The sequence below is a fragment of the Dyella humicola genome (genome assembly GCF_026283945.1).
Taxonomy (GTDB): Bacteria; Pseudomonadota; Gammaproteobacteria; order Xanthomonadales; family Rhodanobacteraceae; genus Dyella; species Dyella humicola.
In genome coordinates, this window is record NZ_JAPDPC010000001.1 from 541,474 (window position 1) to 561,451 (window position 19,978).

Genomic DNA, 19,978 nt, shown 5'->3' on the forward strand with positions numbered 1-19,978 from the left:
TGGTTTCGATCGCGACGAAGGTCGTAACGCAGGCATTGGCGTCACGCGCGGGATGATCCCGCCGGCTCGCTGGTCCGCATCAGCTGTCACCGATTTCACGGAAGCGAGTCATGTTCAAGCCCTCCACCCAGACCGTCACAACCAAGGCGGCTAGCAAAGGCGCGCCGGCCCCGTTGCGCATTACCGTTGCGTTGGAAGCATTTCGTCACAACGAGGCGCTGCTTGCCGCGCTCGATACCAGCGTCAGTGGCCTCAACGAGGAACAGATCGCCGAGCGGCTGGATCGCGACGGCGTGAACGAGGTTTCGCATGAGAAGCCGCCGCATTGGGCGCTTCAGCTGCTGCACGCGTTCAAGAACCCGTTCATCGTCGTGCTGTTGGTGCTGGCCGGTGTGCAGTTGGCCACGGACCGCACCAACCTCACCGGCCCAACCATCATTTCGGTGATGGTCGGCATCAGTGTGTTCCTCAGTTTCACCCAGGAATACCGTTCGTCCAAGGCCGCCGAGAAACTCAAGGCGATGGTGCGCAACACCGCCACGGTTACGCGTCGTGCCTCGGACGGCCATAGCGAGCGTATCGAGGTGCCGGTGGCGGAACTCGTCGCGGGCGACATCGTGCATCTCGCTGCTGGCGACATGGTGCCCGCCGACCTGCGGCTACTCAGTGCCAAAGATCTGTTCATCAGCCAGGCCATTCTCACGGGCGAATCGCTGCCGGTAGAGAAGTCGGCGCCACCGCATGGGGCCGTTTCCGATGAAGCGGAGCAGGGCGCTGCGGACAATCCGCTGGATCTGGCTACGGTTTGCTACATGGGCACCAACGTGGTCAGCGGTACGGCTGCGGCCGTCGTCGTGGCGACCGGTTCGCGTAGCTACCTGGGCTCGCTGGCGCGCACCGTAGTTGGTCAGCGCGTGCAGACCAGTTTCGATCGTGGCGTTAAGAGCGTCAGCTGGCTGTTGATCCGCTTTATGGCGGTGATGGTGCCGATCGTTTTCGTCATCAACGGCCTGGACAAGCACGATTGGCTGCAGGCGTTCCTGTTCGCATTGTCGGTGGCGGTCGGCCTGACCCCGGAAATGCTGCCGTTGATCGTCACCGCGAACCTGGCCAAGGGCGCCATCGCGATGTCGCGTCGCAAGGTCGTGGTGAAGCGTCTCAATGCGATCCAGAACTTCGGCGCCATGGACGTGCTGTGTACCGACAAGACCGGCACGCTGACACTGGACAAGATCGTGCTGGAGCGACATCTCGATCTGTACGGCGAGGAGTCAGAAGAAGCGCTCGAATACGGTTACCTCAACAGCCGCTTCCAGACGGGTTTGAAGAATCTGATGGACAAGGCGGTGCTGGAGCACCGTGACCTCGAGCCGACCGCCGCGCACTACACCATCGTCGACGAGATCCCGTTCGATTTCCAACGCCGCCGCATGTCGGTGGTGGTGAGCAACGGCGACGGCCACGAGCTGCTGGTGTGCAAGGGCGCGGTCGAGGAAATGCTGTCGATTTGCGGCTATGCCAAGGCGGGCGACGAGATCCTGCCGATGACCGACGAGATGCGCGCCGAAATCAAGGCGATGACCCGCCATCTCAACGAGGACGGCCTGCGCGTGCTGGTGGTGGCGATCAAACAGCAGCCACCGGCCCATCGGGCCTACAGCGTTGCCGACGAAAGCGACCTGATCGCCGTGGGCTGCCTGGCCTTCCTCGATCCGCCGAAGGACACCGCCGGCACGGCCATCGCGGCGCTGCATCATCATGGCGTCGAGGTGAAGGTCATCACCGGTGACAACGAAGCGGTGACGCGCAAGATCTGCCGCGAAGTGGGCCTGAATGTGGAGCATTCTGCCCAGGGCAAACACATCGAGCCGCTCGACGATGCCGAGCTGGACGAACTGGTAAAGCGCACGACCGTGTTCGCCAAGATGTCCCCGCTGCAAAAGGCGCGGGTGGTGAAGTCGTTGCAGCGCCAGGGGCACACGGTGGGCTTCCTGGGTGACGGCATTAATGATGCGCCGGCGTTGCGCGAGGCGGACGTGGGCATTTCGGTGGATACCGCCACCGACATCGCCAAGGAGTCGGCCGACATCATCTTGCTCGAAAAGAACCTGATGGTGCTGGAAGAAGGCGTGATCGAAGGCCGTATCACCTTCGGCAATATCATCAAGTACATCAAGATGACCGCCAGCTCCAACTTCGGCAACATGTTCTCGGTGCTGGTGGCGAGTGCGTTCCTGCCGTTCCTGCCGATGTTGCCACTGCAACTGCTGGTGCTCGACCTGCTTTATCACACCTCGCAGCTGTCGATCCCGTTCGACCGCATGGATGAGGAATACCTGCGCAAGCCGCGCAAATGGGATGCCAGCGATATCGGCCGCTTCATGGTGTGGATTGGCCCGGTCAGCTCGATCTTCGACATCACGACGTTCTGGTTGTTGTGGCATGTCTTCGGCGCCAACTCGCCCGAACACCAGTCGTTCTTCCAGACCGGCTGGTTCGTCGAGAGCCTGCTGACGCAGACCTTGATCGTGCACATGATCCGCACCCGCAAGATCCCGTTCGTGCAGAGCATCGCTGCGGCACCGGTGCTGGCGCTGACCGTGGCGGCCATCCTGGTCGGCATGGTGCTGCCGTTCACGGGGCTGGGCGCCAAGTTCGGCATGGTCCCGCTGCCGGCGGTGTACTTCGCCTGGGTCGGGATCACCGTGCTGACCTATTGTGTGCTGACGCAGCTGGTGAAGCTGATCTATATCCGACGCTACGGGCGCTGGTTGTGACGTTGCCGCTTTCGCAAGGGGCGAAAGCGTAGGGTAAGCGTTTCATGGCTTGCTGCGTTGCTTGCAGCACACGACGAGGGCACCTGCATCGGTGCCCGTGAATGATCACCTCTCCTCCCGCCAAGGGAGGAGCGAACGCGACGCGCGTTCGATTTGCTTCAAGGAGGCCACGCCATGAAGGGCACCTTCGCTCTACTCGACATTGCCGGTTACGTGGCTCTGCTGCTGTGGGGCACGCACATGGTCACCAGCGGCGTGCTGCGTGGCTATGGCAGTGCGCTGCGTCGCTGGATGGGACGCTATCTGGGCCATCGCCCGGCGGCGTTCGGTTTTGGCGTGTGCGTCACCGCGATCCTACAGAGCAGCACCGCCACGGGCCTGATGGCCACCTCGTTTGCCGCCAGTGGCTTCCTGGGCTTGGCGCCGGGGCTGGCCGTGATGCTGGGAGCCAACGTCGGTACGACCCTGATCGTGCAGGTGATGTCGTTCGACATCTCGATCGTGGCGCCGGTGCTGATCCTGATCGGTTTCACCATCCATCGCCGCAGCGACGATGTGAGTTACGAGAACATCGGGCGGGTGGCGATCGGCCTGGGCCTCATGCTGCTCGCGCTGCATCTGCTGGTGGTCGCGATGGCGCCGGTGGAAAACGCGCAGGTACTGCATGCGATTCTGCAGAGCCTGGCCAGCGAACCGGTGCTTGCCATGCTGGTGGCGGCCTTGCTTACCTGGGCCTGTCATTCGAGCGTGGCGGTGGTGTTGTTGATCGTGTCGCTGGCCAGCGCCGGCGTGATCGACGCGCCAGGCGCCCTGGCCTTGGTGCTGGGTGCCAACCTGGGTGGCACGATCCCCGCGTTGCTGGAAGCCCACACGCCAGTAGCCCGTCGCTTGCCGATGGGCAATTTGATGGTGCGTGGCTTCGGCTGCATTGTCTGCCTGCCCATCCTGCCGCTGCTGGCGCACTGGCTGGTGCCGCTCGGTGCATCGCCGGCGCGCATCGTGGTGAATTTCCATACGGCCTTCAATCTGGTGTTGGCACTGATCTTCATCGTGCCGGTGCAGAGTCTGGCGCGACTGCTGGTCCGCTTGCTGCCGGAACCGCCGAAGCCCAACGACCCTGGCGTACCCCAATACCTCGACGCGGGCGCCCTGGATTCAGCCAATGTGGCCTTGGCCAACGCGGTGCGCGAATCGATGCGCATGGCCGACATGGTCGAAGGCATGCTGAAGGGGCTGGTCGAGGTGTTCGGCAAGGACGACCGCGCCCGTGCTGCTGCGATCAGTAGCATGGACACCTCGTTGGATCGCCTCGGTGTGGCCATTCGCGAATACCTGGCCGATCTCGGTGGCGAAGCCTTGAACGAAGAGGATGGCGAGCGCAGCCAGGAAATCCACGCGTTCGTGATCAACATCGAGCACATCGGCGACATCACCGCGAACAACCTGATGGAGTTTGCGGCCAAGAAGGCACAGAGCGGGCAGGACTTCTCCGCCGACGATATCCAGGATCTTGCGGCCATGCATGCGCAAGTGATGGAGAGCCTTCGCCTTGGTCTGACGGTGTTCCTGCGTGGCGACCTGCGCGCGGCGCAGCAACTGATCGGTCGCAAGGAAGTGCTGTGGCGCCTGGAGAATGAGGCGTCGGACCGACACGTCCGTGCACTACGCGAACGCCGTGACGCCGGCGGTGGCGACGTCTACCTGCGCATCCTGCGCGACCTCAAACGCGTGCATTCGCACCTGGCAGCGCTGGCCTATCTGCCGCTGCAACGTGCTGGCCTGTTGCAGGATCGCCTGGTACGTGAGCCGGTGGCCCCCGGCGCGGCATGACTCATCGAAAACGTTCCGCTAGAGGAGAAACCCGACCTTGGACCCTAGTCCTTCAAGCGACCCGTCAATTCTGAATACGCCGACCTGATACCGCGAACGCGTGCCCTTCGTTCTGAAGGCGCCCGGATGCGGTAGCCGTCAACGGCTTTGACCGCAAACCGGGGCATCTCGGGCAGCTTCTCCGTCCTTGTCTTTCCCCTGTCGCACAACTCTGCTCTGTGGTCTTGGTGATCGCGGCGCTTTCGTTCGAGTTTCCATCCCGAAAGGGGAAAGTCATGTATCTCACTACCAAACATCTGTCCTGCCTGTCGGCCGCGCTCGCCCTGTCGCTGAGCCTGGCTGCCTGCTCGCACTCTGCGAACGAATCTACGCAAACGCCCCACGTCATTGCGGATCACGGTGTGCTGCGGATTCCGGAAAAGTCCCCGCTGCGCGCCGAGCTGATCGTCCAGGCTGTCGAGATGCGCGAGATGCCGCACGCCATGACGTTCCCGGCGCAAGTCGAGGTCGATCCGGCGCATCAGGCCAATGTCCTGCCGTCGCTGACCGGCAAGGTGGTCGAGCTGAAAGTCGGCCTGGGTGACCACGTCAATCGTGGTCAGCTGTTGGCCGTCATCGATTCGGGCGATCTGGCGCAGGCCTATGCCGACGTCGACAAGGCCAACGATGCGCTCGACCTGGCAAAGAAGAGCCTGGAACGCGCGCGCGGTGTGCAGCAGGCTGGCGGCAACGCCCTGAAGGATCTGCAGGCAGCGCAAAGTGGCTACAACCAGACGCTGGCGGAATTCAATCGCGCGCAGACGCGTCTGGCGGCCCTGGGTGGCGCGGGTTCTCATGTGGCGAGGTCGATGCAGGTCATCGCGCCGGTCAGCGGTTACATCACCGCGTTGTCAGTGTCGCCGGGTGTGTATGTCAACGACGCCACGGCGGCCATGATGTCCATCGCCAATCTCGACACCGTGTGGATCACGGCCAATGTGCCGGAGAGCGCGGTTGGCCAGGTGGCCAAGGGGCAGGAGGTCGATGCCACGCTGTCCGCCTACCCGGACGAAGTGGTGCATGGAAAAGTGAGTTTTGTCAGTCCCGTGCTGCAAGCAGATACCCGCCGCAGCATGGTGCGTGTCGCCGTCGCCAATCCGGATGGACGGCTGAAGCCGAACATGTTCGCCGAGGCGAGTTTCCATATTCCGCAGCCGCCGCAGGTCATGGTGCCGGAGTCGGCCTTGCTGATGAACAACGACAACATCAGCGTGTTCGTCGAAGTCTCGCCGTGGGCGTTCGAGCGTCGCACGGTCGAACTCAGCTATTCGGAGACCGAAGGCGCGCGCGTGACCAAGGGCCTGAAGGCAGGCGACCGCGTGATCGTTAGGGGCGGAGTCCTGCTCAATGATTAATGCGATCTTCCAGTTCTGTTTCCAGAAGCGCATGTTGTTCTTCGTCGTGACGATCCTCGTCGCGTGCTTCGGCTATTACTCCTGGACCCAGCTGGCGATCGAGGCCTATCCGGAGTTGAGCGATGTCACCGCCCAGGTCACCACCCAGGTGCCAGGGCTGGCCGCCGAAGAAATCGAGCAGCAGATCACCACGCCACTTGAGCGTGGCCTTGCCGGCACGCCCGGGCTGGTGAGCATGCGCTCCAGCAGCACCTTCGGCCTGTCGCTGATCACCATGGTGTTCAAGGATGGGGCGGAGGATTACTGGTCGCGCCAGCGCATCACGGAGCGGCTCAGTCAGGTCAGCCTGCCTCCCGGCATCACTCCTGGGCTCGATCCGGTGTCCGGTCCGGCCGGCGAGATCTACCGCTATACGCTGGAGTCCAACAGCAAGAACCTGATGCAGCTGTCCGAGTTGCAGACTTGGGTGATCGTTCCTGCCCTGGAGAAGGTTCCCGGTGTGGCCAATGTCGACATCTTCGGGGGCTTCACCAAGGAGTTCCAGCTGGAGCTAAATCCTGCACAGCTGCTGCGCTTCGGCGTCAGCGTGAATCAGGTCAGCAGCGCGATCTCGGCCAATACATCCAATGCGGGCGGCAGTCGCATCACACGCGGCGAGCAGTCGTACATCGTGCGCGGCATCGGCATGGTGCATACGCTGCAGGAGCTCGGCGACATCGTGGTCACGCAGAGCAATGGCGTACCGGTATTCGTACGCGATCTGGGCAAGCTGCGCTATGGCCACCAGGTGCGCCAGGGCATTCTCGGCAAGGACAACAATCCCGACACGATCCAGGGCATCGTCGACCTGCTGAAGTACGAGAACCCTTCGCGAGTGCTGGAGGGTATTCACGCCAGGGTCGACGCGCTGAACAAGCAGCTCGCGGCGCAGGACGTGCGCATCGTCCCGTATATCGATCGCGACGATCTGGTCAACGCGACCAAGGAGAAGGTCTTCCGCACGGTGATGGAGGGCGTGGGCCTCGTCTGCATCGTGTTGATCCTGTTCCTGGGCAGCCCGCGTTCGGCCCTGGTGGCCGCGGTAGCGATACCGATGTCGCTGGTGACCGTGTTCATCCTGATGCAGTTCACCCATATGCCGGCGAATCTGTTCTCGCTCGGCGCGATCGATTTCGGCGTGATTGTCGACGGAACCATCGTGGTCACCGAGGCGATCCTGCGTCGCCGTGAGGAAAAGCCCAATGAGGTGCTTACCGAAGACGATGTGATGACGGTGACCAAGCATGTCGGCCGCTCGATCTTCTTTGCGACCCTGATCATCATCACGGCCTATCTGCCGTTGTTTGCCTTCGAGCATGCGGAAGGCAAGCTGTTCCGCCCGATGGCTTTCACCGTGGGCTATGCCTTGCTGGCCGCCTTGCTGTGCACGGTGACCTTGACGCCTGGGCTCGCCTATATCGCGCTGCGCAAGCCACGCAAAATGTTTCACAACAAGCCGCTGGAAAGACTGCAGGCGGCCTATAGCGCCAGCCTTGGGCGGCTGATGCACCGACTGCCGGTGGCCTATACGGCTGCTGGTGTGACTTTCCTAGGCGTGCTGGCACTCGGGGCCACCATCGGGCGCGAGTTTCTACCTGAGCTGGATGAAGGCGCGTTGTGGTTGCAGGTGCAGATGCCGTCCGGAATTTCGCTGGACAAGGCCAGTGCGATGGCGGCCGACCTGCGCCGTGCCGTGCGCGAGTTTCCCGAAGTTTCCTATGTGGTGACGCAGCTTGGCCGCAACGATTCCGGCACGGACCCCTGGACGCCATCACACGTCGAATCCGGCGTTGGCCTCAAGCCGTACAACACCTGGGCGAGCGGTGAGAGCAAGGCGGAATTCCTGCGCCGGTTCAATGCGCGCATGCAGCAGATGCCCGGCATCAGCGTGGGTATCAGCCAACCGATCGTGGATGGCGAGAACGACATGATCGGAGGTGCGCATAGCCCGCTGGTGTTGCGCATCTATGGCGATGACTTCAAGGAGCTGCGGCGCATCGGTGGCGAGATCGTCGATGTGCTGAAGAACGTGCGAGGCACGGCCGAGGCGTCGATCTTCCAGGAGCCACCGATCCCTCAGCTGGCCATCACGGCGGATCGCGAGGCGGCGGCACGTTACGGCATCAACATCGCCGACATCAGCAGCCTTATTCAAACGGCCATCGGTGGCTCACCGATGGCGCAGGTCTTTGTGGCCGATCGCATCTACAACGTCACGGCTCGCGTGCCCAATGCCATCGCCAACAATATCGAGGCGATTGGGCAGTTGCCATTGACCTCCGCTGGCGGCGCGCAGATCCCCCTGAAGCAGGTGGCGCATATCGGCTTGGCGATGGGCGAGAGCACGATCTCGCATGAGCAGAGCCATCGTCAGCTGACCATACGCATCGACAACCGCGACCGCGCGTTGTCGGAGTACCTCAATGATGCGCAAAGGCAAATCGATGCGAAGGTTCACTTCAATAAACAGAACTATCAACTCGAATGGGCTGGCACGTTCGAGAACCAGCAGCGCGCGCAGGCGCGCCTGATCGTGGTGATGGGACTGGTGCTGGCGATCATGGCGGTGCTGTTGTTTGCCGAGTTCGGCAAGCTTCACCAGGCGTTCCTGGTGCTGGCCGTAGTCCCGCTGGCGGCCGTGGGGGGACTGATATCGCTGCATCTGCGCGGCGAGACGTTGAACATCGCTACGGCGGTCGGATTCATCGCCTTGTTCGGTGTGGCGGTACAGAACGGCATCATCATGGTGTCGAACATCAATCGCGTTCGAAAGGAAGGGCTGCCGCTGGAGGAGGCGGTATTGGCCGGTGCGACGGAGCGCTTCCGTCCGGTGCTGATGACCGCCACCGTCGCCAGTGTGGGCATGCTGCCGGCGGCGCTCGCCACGGGTATTGGTACGGACGTGCAGCGCGGCCTGGCCACCGTGGTCGTCGGCGGCCTGCCGATTGCCACCTTGCTCACCTTGTACATCCTGCCCGGCTGCTATTTCGGGATGGAGCGCTTTATCGAGAAGCACAAGCGTCGCGCAGCACCGGCGACGGGGGTTTGACCATGCACATCATCAACCGCGCAACGACTCGTCGTGGCAAGCGCAGCTTGCTTGCCCTGGCTATCGCACTCACGCTCAGCGCATGCGCCGTGGGGCCGGATTACAAGCGCCCGAATGCTCCTGCCGCGCATGATTACGCACCTACGGCGATGCCGCAGACCACGGCATCAACGTCCGGGACGGGTGGCGGTGCGCAGCAGTGGGTGCAGGACATGGACATTCCAGGCCAATGGTGGACGTTGTTCCATTCCACGCCGCTGAATGCGTTGATCGACGACGCGCTGAAGCACAATGCCGATGTCGAAGCGGCCCATGCGGCCTTGCAGGCGGCATGGGAGAACGTCCGCGCACAGCGCGGCGCGTTCTTCCCCAGTGTCAGTGCCAGTGTCGACCCGACTCGGCAGAAGACCGGCTCGGTGTTGTCCAGCAACGTCGCCTCCAACAGCACGCTGTACAACCTCACCACCGCGCAGGTCAGCGTGTCGTACTCGCCGGACCTGTGGGGCGGTAACCGCCGCCAGGTGGAGTCCCTGGTGGCGGAGGCGAACGCACAACGATTCCAGCTGGAGGCGACCTACCTCACGCTGACCAGCAACCTGGTCAACGCGGCGATCCAGGAAGCCTCGTTGCGTGCACAGATCGACGCTATCCAACACATCATCGATGACCAGCAACGGATCATGACGACGCTGCAACGGCAGCTTGCTCTTGGCGACGCGTCCGAAGCGGCGCTGGCAGCACAGCAGGCAGCGCTCGAACAGAGCCGGGCCAGCTTGCCGCCGCTCGAAAAGCAACTGGCCCAGCAGCGCGACCTGCTGGCCGCGCTCAGCGGCCGCATGCCAAGCGACAGCATGGATGCCCGCTTTACGCTGGACGGTTTGCAGCTGCCGAACCAACTGCCACTGAGCTTGCCTGCCCGGCTGGTCGAGCAGCGCCCTGATGTGCGCATAGCTGACGAGCAGTTGCACGCGGCCAGTGCGCAAGTCGGTGTCGCCATCGCAAACCGGTTACCCAATGTGCAGATCACGGCGAATATCGGCAGTGCCGCGGATAGTGCCAGCAACTTGCTGGGCACCGGCACGGGGTTCTGGAATCTCGGTGCGAATATCGCGGCGCCGATCTTCGACGGCGGAACGCTGAAGCATAAGCAGCGTGCCGCCGAGGCGACCTATCGGCAGAGCGCAGCACAGTATCGGAGCACGGTGATCTCCGCCGTACAGGACGTAGCGGACGTACTGCACGCGGTGAATGCCGATGCCGAAGCGCTGGTGGCGGCGGAGCGCGCCGAGCGCGCGGCGGCGCGCAGCTTGGAGATCGCACAGCATCAGCTCGGCCTGGGTGATATCAGCGAAGCGACGCTGCTCAATGCGGAACTGACCTGGCGGCAGGCGGAGATCGCGCTGATCCAGGCGCAGGCGAACCGCTATGCCGATACCGTGGCGTTGTTCCAGGCGCTTGGCGGTGGCTGGTGGAACCGCCAGGATGTGTCCGATGCGACTGCGGCTGCTGCTCCCGAAAGTCGGCACTGAGGCATCACATTGGCTATCTCCACCATCGTGCCTGCATAGACCGAAATGATCGTGGGGAAGCGGTGACGTCAGTCCTGCTGTTCGCTATCGAGGGACTTGGATGTGCCGTGTCGACTGCGTCAGGGCGCATCAGACGATGCACAGGAGGCCCGGCGCTTGTGCCGCCACCAGAGCACCACGACGGCCACGATGACGATACCCGTGAGCACCCATAGCCCGTTCTGGCCGCGGCGTATCCATTTAGCCAGCCATTCGTGATTATCGGCGCCGAAATAGCCGAGATAGACCCAGATCGGCACGCTGATCAACGCGGCCAGGCCATCGAGCAGGAAAAAGCGCAGGAACGACACCCGATGCGTGGAACCGGCCGTGATATAGACCGCGGTGCGCATGCCGGGCAGGAAACGCGCAAAGAACATCAGCCGGTTGCCGTAGCGCTCGAATTTTTGCTGCACCTTGGCGTAGCGTTCCGGCGTCAGCACGCGGGCGACTAGTCGCCACTGCAGGATGCGCGCGCCGTAGTGATGGCCAAGCAGGAACATGGCGGAGTCGCCGGCCAGTACGCCGACCATGGCCACCGCAAACATCCTGTGCACGTTCGCATAGCCAAGGCCCGCGATCACGCCGCCGGCGACCAGGGTGATGTCTTCGGGCAAAGGCACGCCCGCACCGCACAGCAGCAACGCGATGAACACCGCGAAGTAGCCGTTCTCGGCGAACACGGTTATCAGTCGTTCAAGCAGTTCCATCTACATCCATGCCAGGGTGGTCGCCCATGCCGTGAGGGTGTGGCCGATGATCCCACACCAAGGCGTCCCTACGCTTGCGGCAACGCACTCTTGAAGCATTGTCTATGCCCGTGCCAAGCCCGCGATGACGCGAGTGAAACCGTTCAGTGCGCGGGCGCGGCGGGTGGGACGCGCGCCGCCAGCAGTTCGCGTAACTCGGCTTTTTCGGCGCTGTCCAGCGTGCCGTCGCGGCTCTTGGCAGTGAGCCATTCACGCCGCTGCGTGATGATCTGCTGTTCCATGCGCTGCAAAGCACCAAAGAATTCGGCGCGTTGTGCTTCGGGTTCACCCACCACCATCGCGGCCATCAGCTTTTGCAGCGACGGATATTCAGGACGCTCGGCAAAGTGCTCTACCAGCATGGCCGGGTTGATGCCGGGGCGCGAGCGCGCCAGGTCGATCAATTCGGCCAGCAATTCGACCCCCGGCTTTTCCAGGCGCAGGAAGCCGTAGGGACGTTCCACTTGGTCGGCTATGCCTGGCTGCGCCAGCAAGAGTGCGATCGCACTGCGCACCAGCGAGCGCTGCACCACGATGGGACGCTGCACCGGGCGTCGGGCGGCAGGATCGGCCTCGAGCACGGCACGTGCCCCAGTGCGCTTCTCCAGTTCCTGGGCCATCAGATCGCGGAAGGCGCCATCCGGTAGCTTGGCAATCAAGGGGCGCGCGCGCTCGGCCAAGCGTGCGCGGCCATCGAGGCTGGCGGTGTCCACGTCATGCGCCAGCTCGTTGAAGAAGTATTCGGACAGGGGGGTGGCCGCTTTCATGCGCTTTTCAAAGCCGTCCTTGCCCTCCTTGCGGATCAGCGTGTCCGGGTCTTCGCCATCGGGCAGGAACAGGAAATACGCCTGGCGTCCATCACGGATGCGCGGCAGCGCAGCCTCCAGCGCCTTCCACGCTGCGGCGCGACCCGCGCGGTCGCCATCGAAACAAAACACCACGTCCGGCGCGGCGCGGAACAGCACTTCGGTATGTTCGGGCGTGGTCGCCGTGCCCAGGGTGGCCACCGCGATGGGCAGGCCGGCCTGATGCAAAGCGATGACATCCATATAGCCTTCGACCACGACGATGCGTGCCAGGCTCGGATTGGCCTGCTTCACCTGCCACAGCGCGAACAGCTCGCGGCCCTTGTGGAACAGGGGTGTCTCGGGGGAGTTGAGGTATTTTGGACCTTGATCCGAACTCAGCACCCGCCCACCGAAGGCGATCACGCGGCCGCGGCGGTCCAGGATGGGGAACATCACGCGCTCGCGGAAGCGGTCGTAGCGGTGTCCGCGTTCATTGCTGGCCACCATGCCGGCTTCATTGAGCAGCTGCATGCGGCGATCATTGCTGCCCAGCGCCTTGATCACGCCATCGAATCCCGCCGGCGCCCAGCCGATGCGAAAGCGCTTGATGGTGTCCTCATCGAGCCCGCGCTTGCGGCAGTAGGCCTGCGCCTCTGCGTTCTTGGGCAGCTCGTTTTCGTACCAGCGCGCGGCGGCATCGAGCAGGGCGTAGAGGTCGGTCTTGTCTTCGCGCGGGGCGTGGTCGTTGCCGCCTTCGCGCGGCACGCTGAGGCCGACGGATTGCGCCAGTTCCTCGACGGCATCCGGGAACTCCAGGCGCTCGTAGTCCATCAGGAATTTCAGCGCGCTGCCGTGGGCGCCACAACCAAAGCAATGAAAAAACTGCTTGGCCGGGCTGACGTAGAACGACGGCGAACGCTCGTTGTGGAACGGACAGCAGGCGGTCCATTCGCGGCCGGCCTTCTTCAGCGGCACGCGCCGCTCGATCACGTCGACGATGTCGACGCGAGCAAGCAGCTCGTCGATGAAACTGTCAGGGATACGTCCGCGCATTAGTCCTTTAGTGTAGAGGGTGTGACGCTTATTCGTGCTGTGGCCGCGAATGCCCGCATACGCGTCGGGACGCCCCCTGCGTGCCCTCTTGCGTTGCCCTATGCTGCGGGCAGGGGAGCCTGAGGGCTTTGGGGGCGGTCATGGGACATATCCTTGGAACGGCAAGGCCGGGCTTGCGGGTGCAGTTTCGTCCTGCGCGTCCCGACGATGCGGCGGTGGCGGTGCCCTTGATCTATAGCTCGGGGCCGGCCGCATTCGACTATGTGTTTGCCGCGGATGGCGACGGCGCAGCCGAGTCCTTCCTGCAGCGGTGCTTTGTCGACGGCGCGGGCGAGTTTGGCTGGCGCAACCACTGGGTGGGTGTCGTCCATGATCGGGTCGTGGCCGTGGGCGCCGGTTACGGGGCGAACACCAAGTGGCCGTTCACGCTCGCGGCCGCGCGGCAGATCCTCTCTCACTACGGCATGCGACACGGCGCAGCCGTGATTGCGCGCGGGCTTAGGGTGGAGTCGCTGATCCGCCCACCCGAGGGCGACATGCACTACCTCGCCCACCTCGCCGTGGTGCCGGAGCTGCGTGGACATGGCGTTGGCCGCGCCCTCATCGACCAGCTGGTGGGCGCGGCGCGAGAGGCGGGCAGGCGGCGCGTCGTTCTGGATGTGGCGGCGAGCAATCCGCGGGCCGAGGCGCTTTATCGGCGTGCGGGCTTCAAGGTGGTGAGCGAGCGCCGTTCACGCCTGGCCAATGCGCAGGTGCGCGTGCCCGACCATCGGCGCATGGAACGCGTGATCGACTGAGTCTCAGATGGCCTTGATCAAGCCGATCATCACCAGCAGCGCAAACAGGAACAGGATCACGAAGACCGCGAACAGCACCTTGGCGATGGTGGCGGCGGCGCCGGATACCCGGCCGAAGCCCATCCAGCCGGCGAGCAGCGAAATGATGAAGAAGATGATGGCCCACTTGAGCATGCGTCACTCCCTTGCGGTTGCAGGCGGCCAGCGTTGGCACTGACGACATGCCCGGTTTTAGAGGCCGGAGTGTGAAGAGGATGCAGCGAGGACTTGTTTGCCGCCGGCGAGGCCGGGCAAGCTGCCACCTCGGTGCAGCAGGAGTAGGCCATGTTTCTTACCGCGCTGGTGATGCGCAGGCAGGGCGCGATCGTGCGCAGCTTCGAGCGGGCCGGGGCCACCGGTTCGGCATCGGCCCGCACGGCGGGGGAATGGGGCCTCAAGCCGGATATGGCCTGGTATCAGCTGGTGGGGCGGGCCGTGCTGCGCTGTCCGGGGGGCGGGCGCTATTACCTGGACCGGCCCAGCTGGTTGCGCTTGCGCAAACGTCGACAGATCACCGGGCTGTTCATGGCCGCGGTGATCGTATGGCTCATGGCACTGTGGCTTTGGCTGCGCGTGAAAGCGGTGTGATCAGCCCGCCAGGCGCGCCTTGATGCGGCCCGATACCACGCCCATATCGGCGCGGCCGGCGGCCTTTTCCTTCACGGCGGCCACCACCTTGCCCATATCGCGGGCGGAGCTGGCGCCGGTCACGGCGATGGCGGCGGTGATCAGCGCGTCGACTTCGTCGTCGCTGAGCTTGGCTGGCAGGTAGGCTTCGATGATCACCATCTCGGCGCGCTCGACTTCGGCCAGATCCTCGCGGTTGGCGGCCACGAACTGGGTCACCGAGTCCTTGCGCTGCTTGAGCATTTTCTCCAGCACGGACAGGGTCTGGACATCGTCCAGCTCGATGCGTTCGTCCACTTCACGCTGTTTGATCGCTGCCAGCATCAGGCGGATCACGCCCAGGCGATGCTTCTCGCCGCCACGCATGGCGGTCTTCATGTCTTCGGTGAGCTGCTGCTTGAGGGGCATGACTTTTCCTCGGAAACACACAAAACCGGCGCTGCTCAAGGCAACGCCGGCCGGTGCAAGGCTAGTAGGCAGCGGCAGCGAATGGACGCGCCAGCTGCCGGGCAACCCGGGTCACGGTACCGCGAAGTACCCGCGACCAGCCGTCCGCACGAAGCGGACGACGGACTCAGTACATCCGGGTCTTGCGGGAGACGTCGCGCGAAAGACGGCGCAGATGACGCTTCACGGCGGCAGCGCGCTTGCGCTTACGCTCCTGGGTCGGCTTCTCGTAGAACTCGCGCTTGCGGGTCTCGGCCAGAACGCCGGCCTTTTCGCAGGTGCGCTTGAAGCGGCGCAGGGCAAGCTCGAAAGGCTCGTTCTCGCGGACTTTTACGCTGGGCATGGAAACTCCAAGTGTTAGACTGGCTCGCACTAACGAGCCGTTTGAATACGGTGAGCCGCGAAGTATAACGTGGAAACGACAACAATTTCAAAGCCCCAGTCGACCAAGCCGGTTACCAGACCTGTCCTGGGCATCGAGACATCCTGTGACGAAACCGGCGTCGCCTTGCTGCGCTGGGAGCCGGACGCGCCTGGACGCGGCCTGCTTTCACACACTCTCTACAGCCAGATCAAGCTGCACGCCGACTACGGTGGCGTAGTGCCTGAGCTGGCCAGCCGCGATCACGTGCGCAAACTGCTGCCCTTGGTGCGCGAGGCGCTGGCAGAAGCGGGCCTGACTCCGGCCGACCTAGGGGGCGTAGCGTACACCGCTGGGCCTGGTCTGGTGGGTGCCCTGCTGGTGGGGGCCTCGGCCGCCCGCGCCATGGCATGGGCCTTGGGCGTGCCCGCGATCGGCGTACATCACATGGAGGGTCACTTGTTGGCCCCGCTGCTGGAAGACAACCCGCCGGAGCCGCCTTTCGTGGCCTTGCTGGTCTCCGGCGGCCATTCGATGCTGGTCCAGGTGAAGGCCATCGGCGAGTACCGCATCCTGGGCGATACGCTGGACGACGCCGCAGGCGAAGCCTTCGACAAGACCGCCAAGATGATGGGCCTGCCTTATCCGGGTGGCCCGGCCCTGGCCAGGCTGGCGGAGCAGGGGCGTCCTGGCTTGTTCCGCTTCGCGCGCCCGATGACCGATCGCCCCGGCCTGGATTTCAGCTTCTCCGGCCTGAAGACCCAGGTGCTGCTGGCCTGGCAGAACTCGGACCATAGCGAGCAGACCCGTGCCGACATCGCGCGTGGCTTCGAGGAAGCCATTGTCGACACCATGATCATCAAGTGCCGGCGTGCGCTGCAGGCCAGCGGTGCGAAGCGACTGGTGATCGCCGGTGGCGTGGGCGCCAACAAGCGCCTGCGGGCGGAACTGGCAACGGTGGGTGACAAGGAAGGTTTCAAGGTGTATTTCCCGCGCCTGGATTTCTGCACCGACAACGGCGCGATGATTGCGCTGGCGGGTGCGATCCGGCTTGCTGCCGGACAGCATCAGGACGCCTCCGTGCAGGTGTTCCCGCGCTGGGATCTGGAAACCCTGCCGCCGGCGAAGTGATTCGTTCGACGGCTCCATCCGCTACCCTATCGGCATGGATATCGTTTTCATCGAAGACCTGCGCATCGACGCCGTGATCGGCATCTACGACTGGGAGCGGCGCGTGCGCCAGACGCTGTCGTTCGATATCGAGATGGCGTTCGACAACAGCGTACCCGCCGCGAGTGACGACATCGCACTCACGCTCAACTACAAGGACGTTTCCAAGCGTCTGATCGACTACGTCAGCGCCTCGAGCTTCGGCCTGGTGGAGACGTTGGCCGAACGCTGCGCCGCGATCATCCGCGAAGAGTTCGGCGTGTCGTGGGTGCGGCTCAAGCTGTCCAAGCCCGGCGCGGTGCGCGGTGCTAAAGCGGTGGGCGTGCGCATCGAGCGTGGTACGCGGCCTTAGGATGGCGCGTGTCTATCTGAGCCTGGGCTCCAATCTCGAGCCAAAGCGGTACCTCAACGATGCACTCGACGAGTTGCGCGTCCGCTTCGGCGAGCTGGCGGTCTCGCCGGCTTATCGCAGCAAATCCGTTGGCTTCGATGGCGCCGATTTCGTCAATCTTGCCGTGGGCATGGATACCGACCTTTCGCCGGAGGCGTTGAACGACTGGCTGCACGCGCTCGAGGATCGCCACGATCGGCGACGCGATGTGCCGCGCTTCTCCGACCGCACGCTCGACGTCGATATCGTGCTGTACGACGATCTGGTGCGACAAGGCGAAGGGCACCTGGACATACCGCGTAAAGAACTTCGGCACGCGTTCGTGCTCAAGCCGATCGCGGATATCGCGCCCACGCTGGTGCATCCGCTCAGCGGTCTCACCATGGCGGCGTTGTGGGCCGCGTTCCCGCTGGAGAGCGAACCACTGGCGCCCGAGCCGTTGTAGCCGCCATGCACTGTCGCCCGCAAGAAGCGGGTGATAAAACGCTCGTGTTCTCAACAAGGGGGTAGCTCATGGCAGGTCGCTTTTCGCGTAGCTGGAGCCTGATGAAGGCCAGCGCGGCAGTGTTGCGTTCGGACAAATCGCTGTTGATGTTTCCGCTGGTTTCCGGCATCTGCTGCCTGCTGGTAGCGGCCAGCTTTCTGATTCCCATCGGCCTGACCGTAGCGGCTTCCGGGCATGCCCTGGAATCGCATGAGCGCGCACTGTCCACCGGCGGGTACGTGGCGTTGTTCCTGTTCTACCTCGTGCAGTACTTCGTGATCATTTTCTTCAACACGGCGCTTGCGGGCGCCGCCTTGATGCATCTGCGCGGCGAGCCGGCCAGTTTTTCGGCGGGCTTCGAGCTGGCGCGTCAGCGCGTGGCAAGCATTTTCGGTTATGCGCTGATTGCAGCCACGGTAGGCCTGGTGCTGCGCGCGCTGCAGGAGCGCCTGGGTTTGATTGGCCGCCTGGTGGTCGGCTTCCTTGGCCTGGCATGGACGGTGGCCACGTTTCTGGTGGTGCCGGTATTGGCCAGTCAGGAAGTGGGGCCGATCGATGCGGTCAAGCGCAGCGTCGAGCTGCTCCAGCAGACCTGGGGCGAAAACATCATCGGCAACGCCGGCCTCGGTGTGGTGTTTGGCCTGCTGATGTTCCTGGCGATCCTGGTGTCCGGATGTCTGCTCATGGGCGCCTTCGCATTGCAATCGGCAGTCGCGATCGTGTTGGCTGTCGCGATCGTCGTGATCGGCCTGACCCTGCTCGGCCTGATCCAGGCCTCGCTGCAGGGCATCTATGCGGCCGCGTTGTATCGCTACGCCGAAGAGGGCCAGGTCGGTCACGGCTTCGACCAGGCGCTGCTCGAGCAGGCATTCCGTCCGAAGAGCTAATTCGGTGGACGGCCCATCCTCCCTCGCGACCGAAGCGAATCCTTCTGTTGGGTGTGCGAGGGCGGATGTGGCGTTCACACCGAAGGCGTTCGACCACCTTGGGGGTGGGTGATTTGCTCCATTACGAATGAACAAGGCGTCACGCCGCCGCACCACGGCGCTCGCTACGTTCGTGGGCGAGCTGAGCCGTCGCGGCGACGCATCGTGCTGCGCGCTGTGCCCGCGGCGCGGCACGGCCAGTGAACTCAAGTCTTCCGGCCTGCGGACGCCGATCCGCTGCTGATGGCCATGTGGCGCCATCGCCACATACGCGGGACATCGACCACTCTGGTGACCATGTGCGATACGTCGCGCCCCCTTGCGTCCCTGCTGTCGCAAGCAAGAATGAGTGAAGACGCGAATCAGCGCGGCAGGATGGGCACCCTGGCGGCCTTATGCCAATGACGATGGAGGCAGCTGAATAACCAGGGAATGCCGACGATTTGCGAAAGCGGGGCGTACCAGTCGACCTTTAATTGATTCAAAAGTAGTATCGGTCCTGGTCAGGGAGACCGCCGGCCCTCTGGAGCCTCCCATAATGGATGGCGCCAACAAGGTACTCGGGCGCTTTCGTCAGCAGCGTGTAAGTTTGATCCGCGCATGGGCGGTCGGGGATCTATACGCCGTTTCTCGGGAGCGCGTTATTCGGCCTGAATCCCTGGCAGCCTACCTCGCACATAAAAGATGACAGTGATGACATCGATCGATGTTTCCATCAAGGCCGACAAGGCCCCGTTGCGTGTGCTGATGCTCGAAGACGACGAGCTGCTGAGGGATCACGTGCTGGTGCCGCAGTTGCAGCGATTTGGCTTCGAAGTCGAGGCCGTCGGCAGTTTGGCGGCGTCAGTGCCGTACACGCATAGCCAGTGGCCGGACATCCTGCTTCTTGACGTCGGGCTGCCCGATGCGGACGGGTTCGATCATATTGGCGCGCTTCGCGCTCAATTGGGCGATGTTGGCATCGTCATGTTGACCGGGCGCAGTGCCACGGCGGATCGTGTGCGTGGCCTGACGGGCGGGGCGGATGCTTACCTCTCCAAGCCGGTAGACATCGATTTGCTTGCCGCCACGTTGTACAGCGTCGCGCGCCGTCTTCACCCTTCGCGACCGAAATCGACCCTGGGTCGGTGGCGCTTGGATGCGGATGGGTGGTGCCTGCAGTCTCCATCCGGCGGCGTGGTCGCGCTAACCCGGACCGAGGGGCGCTTGCTTTCCAAGCTTTTTAAAAAACCCAATCAGGCGATATCCCGCGATGAGCTTATCGCGATGCTGACAACAAACGTCTACGACTTCGATCCGCACCGCCTCGATTCGCTTATCCATCGCTTGCGCAAGAAGGTACAACGTGTGCTGCAGGTGCCTCTGCCGCTGAGTGCCGTGCACGGCGAAGGTTACGTTCTCTTGCTGATGTGATCGATGGGACGTTCTTTCGCGCGTCGATGATATGCGCGGGATGGGCTCGACTCGTGGCTCGCCGTGACGTCCCTGC

Annotated in this window: 17 protein-coding genes; 12 read left to right on the top strand and 5 right to left on the bottom strand. The window is 63.5% G+C overall.

Annotated elements, in window-relative coordinates; genetic code table 11:
- The first annotated feature begins 110 nt into the window (after positions 1–110).
- The 5 genes from mgtA (at position 111) to OUZ30_RS02295 (ending at position 10,618) form a co-directional block, all read left to right on the top strand.
- Entirely contained in the window at positions 111–2,777 is a 2,667-nt protein-coding gene (gene mgtA, locus OUZ30_RS02275) for a magnesium-translocating P-type ATPase (protein WP_266180547.1), read from the top strand.
- 174 nt (positions 2,778–2,951) lie between these two features.
- A complete protein-coding gene (locus tag OUZ30_RS02280) occupies positions 2,952–4,607 on the top strand; it encodes a Na/Pi cotransporter family protein (protein ID WP_266180548.1) in 1,656 nt (551 codons plus the stop codon).
- Positions 4,608–4,882: 275 nt separating this feature from the next.
- Complete coding sequence (locus OUZ30_RS02285; protein WP_266180549.1) at positions 4,883–6,001, top strand: efflux RND transporter periplasmic adaptor subunit; 1,119 nt, start codon at positions 4,883–4,885, stop codon at positions 5,999–6,001.
- Positions 5,994–9,089: an efflux RND transporter permease subunit gene (locus OUZ30_RS02290; protein WP_266180550.1), complete on the top strand. Its 3,096-nt coding sequence runs from the start codon at positions 5,994–5,996 to the stop codon at positions 9,087–9,089. Before OUZ30_RS02285 ends, OUZ30_RS02290 begins: the two co-directional genes overlap by 8 nt.
- Before the next feature lie 2 nt (positions 9,090–9,091).
- Positions 9,092–10,618, top strand: coding sequence for an efflux transporter outer membrane subunit (locus OUZ30_RS02295; RefSeq protein ID WP_266180551.1), 1,527 nt, complete (start codon positions 9,092–9,094; stop codon positions 10,616–10,618).
- A gap of 119 nt (positions 10,619–10,737) precedes the next feature.
- On the opposite strand, the gene OUZ30_RS02300 is transcribed toward OUZ30_RS02295, so the two are convergent.
- Positions 10,738–11,367, bottom strand: a complete 630-nt coding sequence (locus tag OUZ30_RS02300) for a DedA family protein (RefSeq protein ID WP_266180552.1) — start codon at positions 11,365–11,367, stop codon at positions 10,738–10,740.
- Between the two features lie 143 nt (positions 11,368–11,510).
- Positions 11,511–13,247, bottom strand: a complete 1,737-nt coding sequence (dnaG, locus tag OUZ30_RS02305; protein WP_266180553.1) for a DNA primase — start codon at positions 13,245–13,247, stop codon at positions 11,511–11,513.
- A gap of 140 nt (positions 13,248–13,387) precedes the next feature.
- Here dnaG and OUZ30_RS02310 point away from each other — a divergent pair, with 140 nt between their 5' ends.
- Positions 13,388–14,044, top strand: a complete 657-nt coding sequence (locus OUZ30_RS02310) for a GNAT family N-acetyltransferase (RefSeq protein ID WP_266180554.1) — start codon at positions 13,388–13,390, stop codon at positions 14,042–14,044.
- A 3-nt stretch (positions 14,045–14,047) separates the two neighbouring features.
- Here the strand turns inward: OUZ30_RS02310 and OUZ30_RS02315 are convergent, their stop codons facing one another.
- A complete protein-coding gene (locus OUZ30_RS02315; RefSeq protein WP_266180555.1) occupies positions 14,048–14,218 on the bottom strand; it encodes a DUF1328 domain-containing protein in 171 nt (56 codons plus the stop codon).
- Positions 14,219–14,368: 150 nt separating this feature from the next.
- Here OUZ30_RS02315 and OUZ30_RS02320 point away from each other — a divergent pair, with 150 nt between their 5' ends.
- Positions 14,369–14,671 carry a hypothetical protein gene (locus OUZ30_RS02320; RefSeq protein WP_266180556.1) on the top strand — a complete coding sequence of 101 codons (303 nt, stop codon included), beginning with the start codon at positions 14,369–14,371 and terminating at the stop codon, positions 14,669–14,671.
- Here OUZ30_RS02320 and OUZ30_RS02325 read toward each other — a convergent pair whose 3' ends face one another.
- Both OUZ30_RS02325 and rpsU read right to left on the bottom strand, forming a co-directional pair.
- Positions 14,672–15,118 (bottom strand): GatB/YqeY domain-containing protein, encoded by a 447-nt coding sequence (locus tag OUZ30_RS02325; RefSeq protein ID WP_266180557.1) that lies wholly within the window; start codon positions 15,116–15,118, stop codon positions 14,672–14,674.
- A 166-nt stretch (positions 15,119–15,284) separates the two neighbouring features.
- Positions 15,285–15,500 (bottom strand): 30S ribosomal protein S21, encoded by a 216-nt coding sequence (gene rpsU / locus OUZ30_RS02330; RefSeq protein WP_055999514.1) that lies wholly within the window; start codon positions 15,498–15,500, stop codon positions 15,285–15,287.
- Positions 15,501–15,569: 69 nt separating this feature from the next.
- On the opposite strand from rpsU, the gene tsaD reads away from it, so the two are divergent.
- From tsaD to OUZ30_RS02355, 5 genes are all read left to right on the top strand, one after another.
- Positions 15,570–16,649, top strand: a complete 1,080-nt coding sequence (gene tsaD / locus OUZ30_RS02335) for a tRNA (adenosine(37)-N6)-threonylcarbamoyltransferase complex transferase subunit TsaD (RefSeq protein WP_266180558.1) — start codon at positions 15,570–15,572, stop codon at positions 16,647–16,649.
- 34 nt (positions 16,650–16,683) lie between these two features.
- A complete protein-coding gene (folB, locus tag OUZ30_RS02340; protein ID WP_266180559.1) occupies positions 16,684–17,040 on the top strand; it encodes a dihydroneopterin aldolase in 357 nt (118 codons plus the stop codon).
- A gap of 1 nt (position 17,041) precedes the next feature.
- On the top strand, positions 17,042–17,524 hold the full coding sequence (gene folK, locus OUZ30_RS02345) for a 2-amino-4-hydroxy-6-hydroxymethyldihydropteridine diphosphokinase (RefSeq protein WP_266180560.1): 483 nt from the start codon (positions 17,042–17,044) through the stop codon (positions 17,522–17,524).
- 68 nt (positions 17,525–17,592) lie between these two features.
- Positions 17,593–18,450, top strand: coding sequence for a DUF6159 family protein (locus OUZ30_RS02350; RefSeq protein WP_266180561.1), 858 nt, complete (start codon positions 17,593–17,595; stop codon positions 18,448–18,450).
- Positions 18,451–19,182: 732 nt separating this feature from the next.
- On the top strand, positions 19,183–19,902 hold the full coding sequence (locus OUZ30_RS02355) for a response regulator transcription factor (RefSeq protein ID WP_266180562.1): 720 nt from the start codon (positions 19,183–19,185) through the stop codon (positions 19,900–19,902).
- Positions 19,903–19,978 lie beyond the last annotated feature (76 nt).

Excerpts from the sequence above, each read along its gene's own strand:
- OUZ30_RS02295 (WP_266180551.1), top strand. The coding sequence starts at position 9,092 with ATGCACATCATCAACCGCGCAACGACTCGTCGTGGCAAGCGCAGCTTG.
- OUZ30_RS02285 (WP_266180549.1), top strand. The coding sequence starts at position 4,883 with ATGTATCTCACTACCAAACATCTGTCCTGCCTGTCGGCCGCGCTCGCC.
- rpsU (WP_055999514.1), bottom strand. The coding sequence starts at position 15,500 with ATGCCCAGCGTAAAAGTCCGCGAGAACGAGCCTTTCGAGCTTGCCCTG.
- OUZ30_RS02320 (WP_266180556.1), top strand. The coding sequence starts at position 14,369 with ATGTTTCTTACCGCGCTGGTGATGCGCAGGCAGGGCGCGATCGTGCGC.
- OUZ30_RS02310 (WP_266180554.1), top strand. The coding sequence starts at position 13,388 with ATGGGACATATCCTTGGAACGGCAAGGCCGGGCTTGCGGGTGCAGTTT.
- dnaG (WP_266180553.1), bottom strand. The coding sequence starts at position 13,247 with ATGCGCGGACGTATCCCTGACAGTTTCATCGACGAGCTGCTTGCTCGC.
- OUZ30_RS02355 (WP_266180562.1), top strand. The coding sequence starts at position 19,183 with ATGACATCGATCGATGTTTCCATCAAGGCCGACAAGGCCCCGTTGCGT.
- OUZ30_RS02350 (WP_266180561.1), top strand. The coding sequence starts at position 17,593 with ATGGCAGGTCGCTTTTCGCGTAGCTGGAGCCTGATGAAGGCCAGCGCG.
- OUZ30_RS02280 (WP_266180548.1), top strand. The coding sequence starts at position 2,952 with ATGAAGGGCACCTTCGCTCTACTCGACATTGCCGGTTACGTGGCTCTG.
- OUZ30_RS02315 (WP_266180555.1), bottom strand. The coding sequence starts at position 14,218 with ATGCTCAAGTGGGCCATCATCTTCTTCATCATTTCGCTGCTCGCCGGC.
- folK (WP_266180560.1), top strand. The coding sequence starts at position 17,042 with ATGGCGCGTGTCTATCTGAGCCTGGGCTCCAATCTCGAGCCAAAGCGG.
- mgtA (WP_266180547.1), top strand. The coding sequence starts at position 111 with ATGTTCAAGCCCTCCACCCAGACCGTCACAACCAAGGCGGCTAGCAAA.
- OUZ30_RS02290 (WP_266180550.1), top strand. The coding sequence starts at position 5,994 with ATGATTAATGCGATCTTCCAGTTCTGTTTCCAGAAGCGCATGTTGTTC.
- folB (WP_266180559.1), top strand. The coding sequence starts at position 16,684 with ATGGATATCGTTTTCATCGAAGACCTGCGCATCGACGCCGTGATCGGC.
- OUZ30_RS02325 (WP_266180557.1), bottom strand. The coding sequence starts at position 15,118 with ATGCCCCTCAAGCAGCAGCTCACCGAAGACATGAAGACCGCCATGCGT.
- OUZ30_RS02300 (WP_266180552.1), bottom strand. The coding sequence starts at position 11,367 with ATGGAACTGCTTGAACGACTGATAACCGTGTTCGCCGAGAACGGCTAC.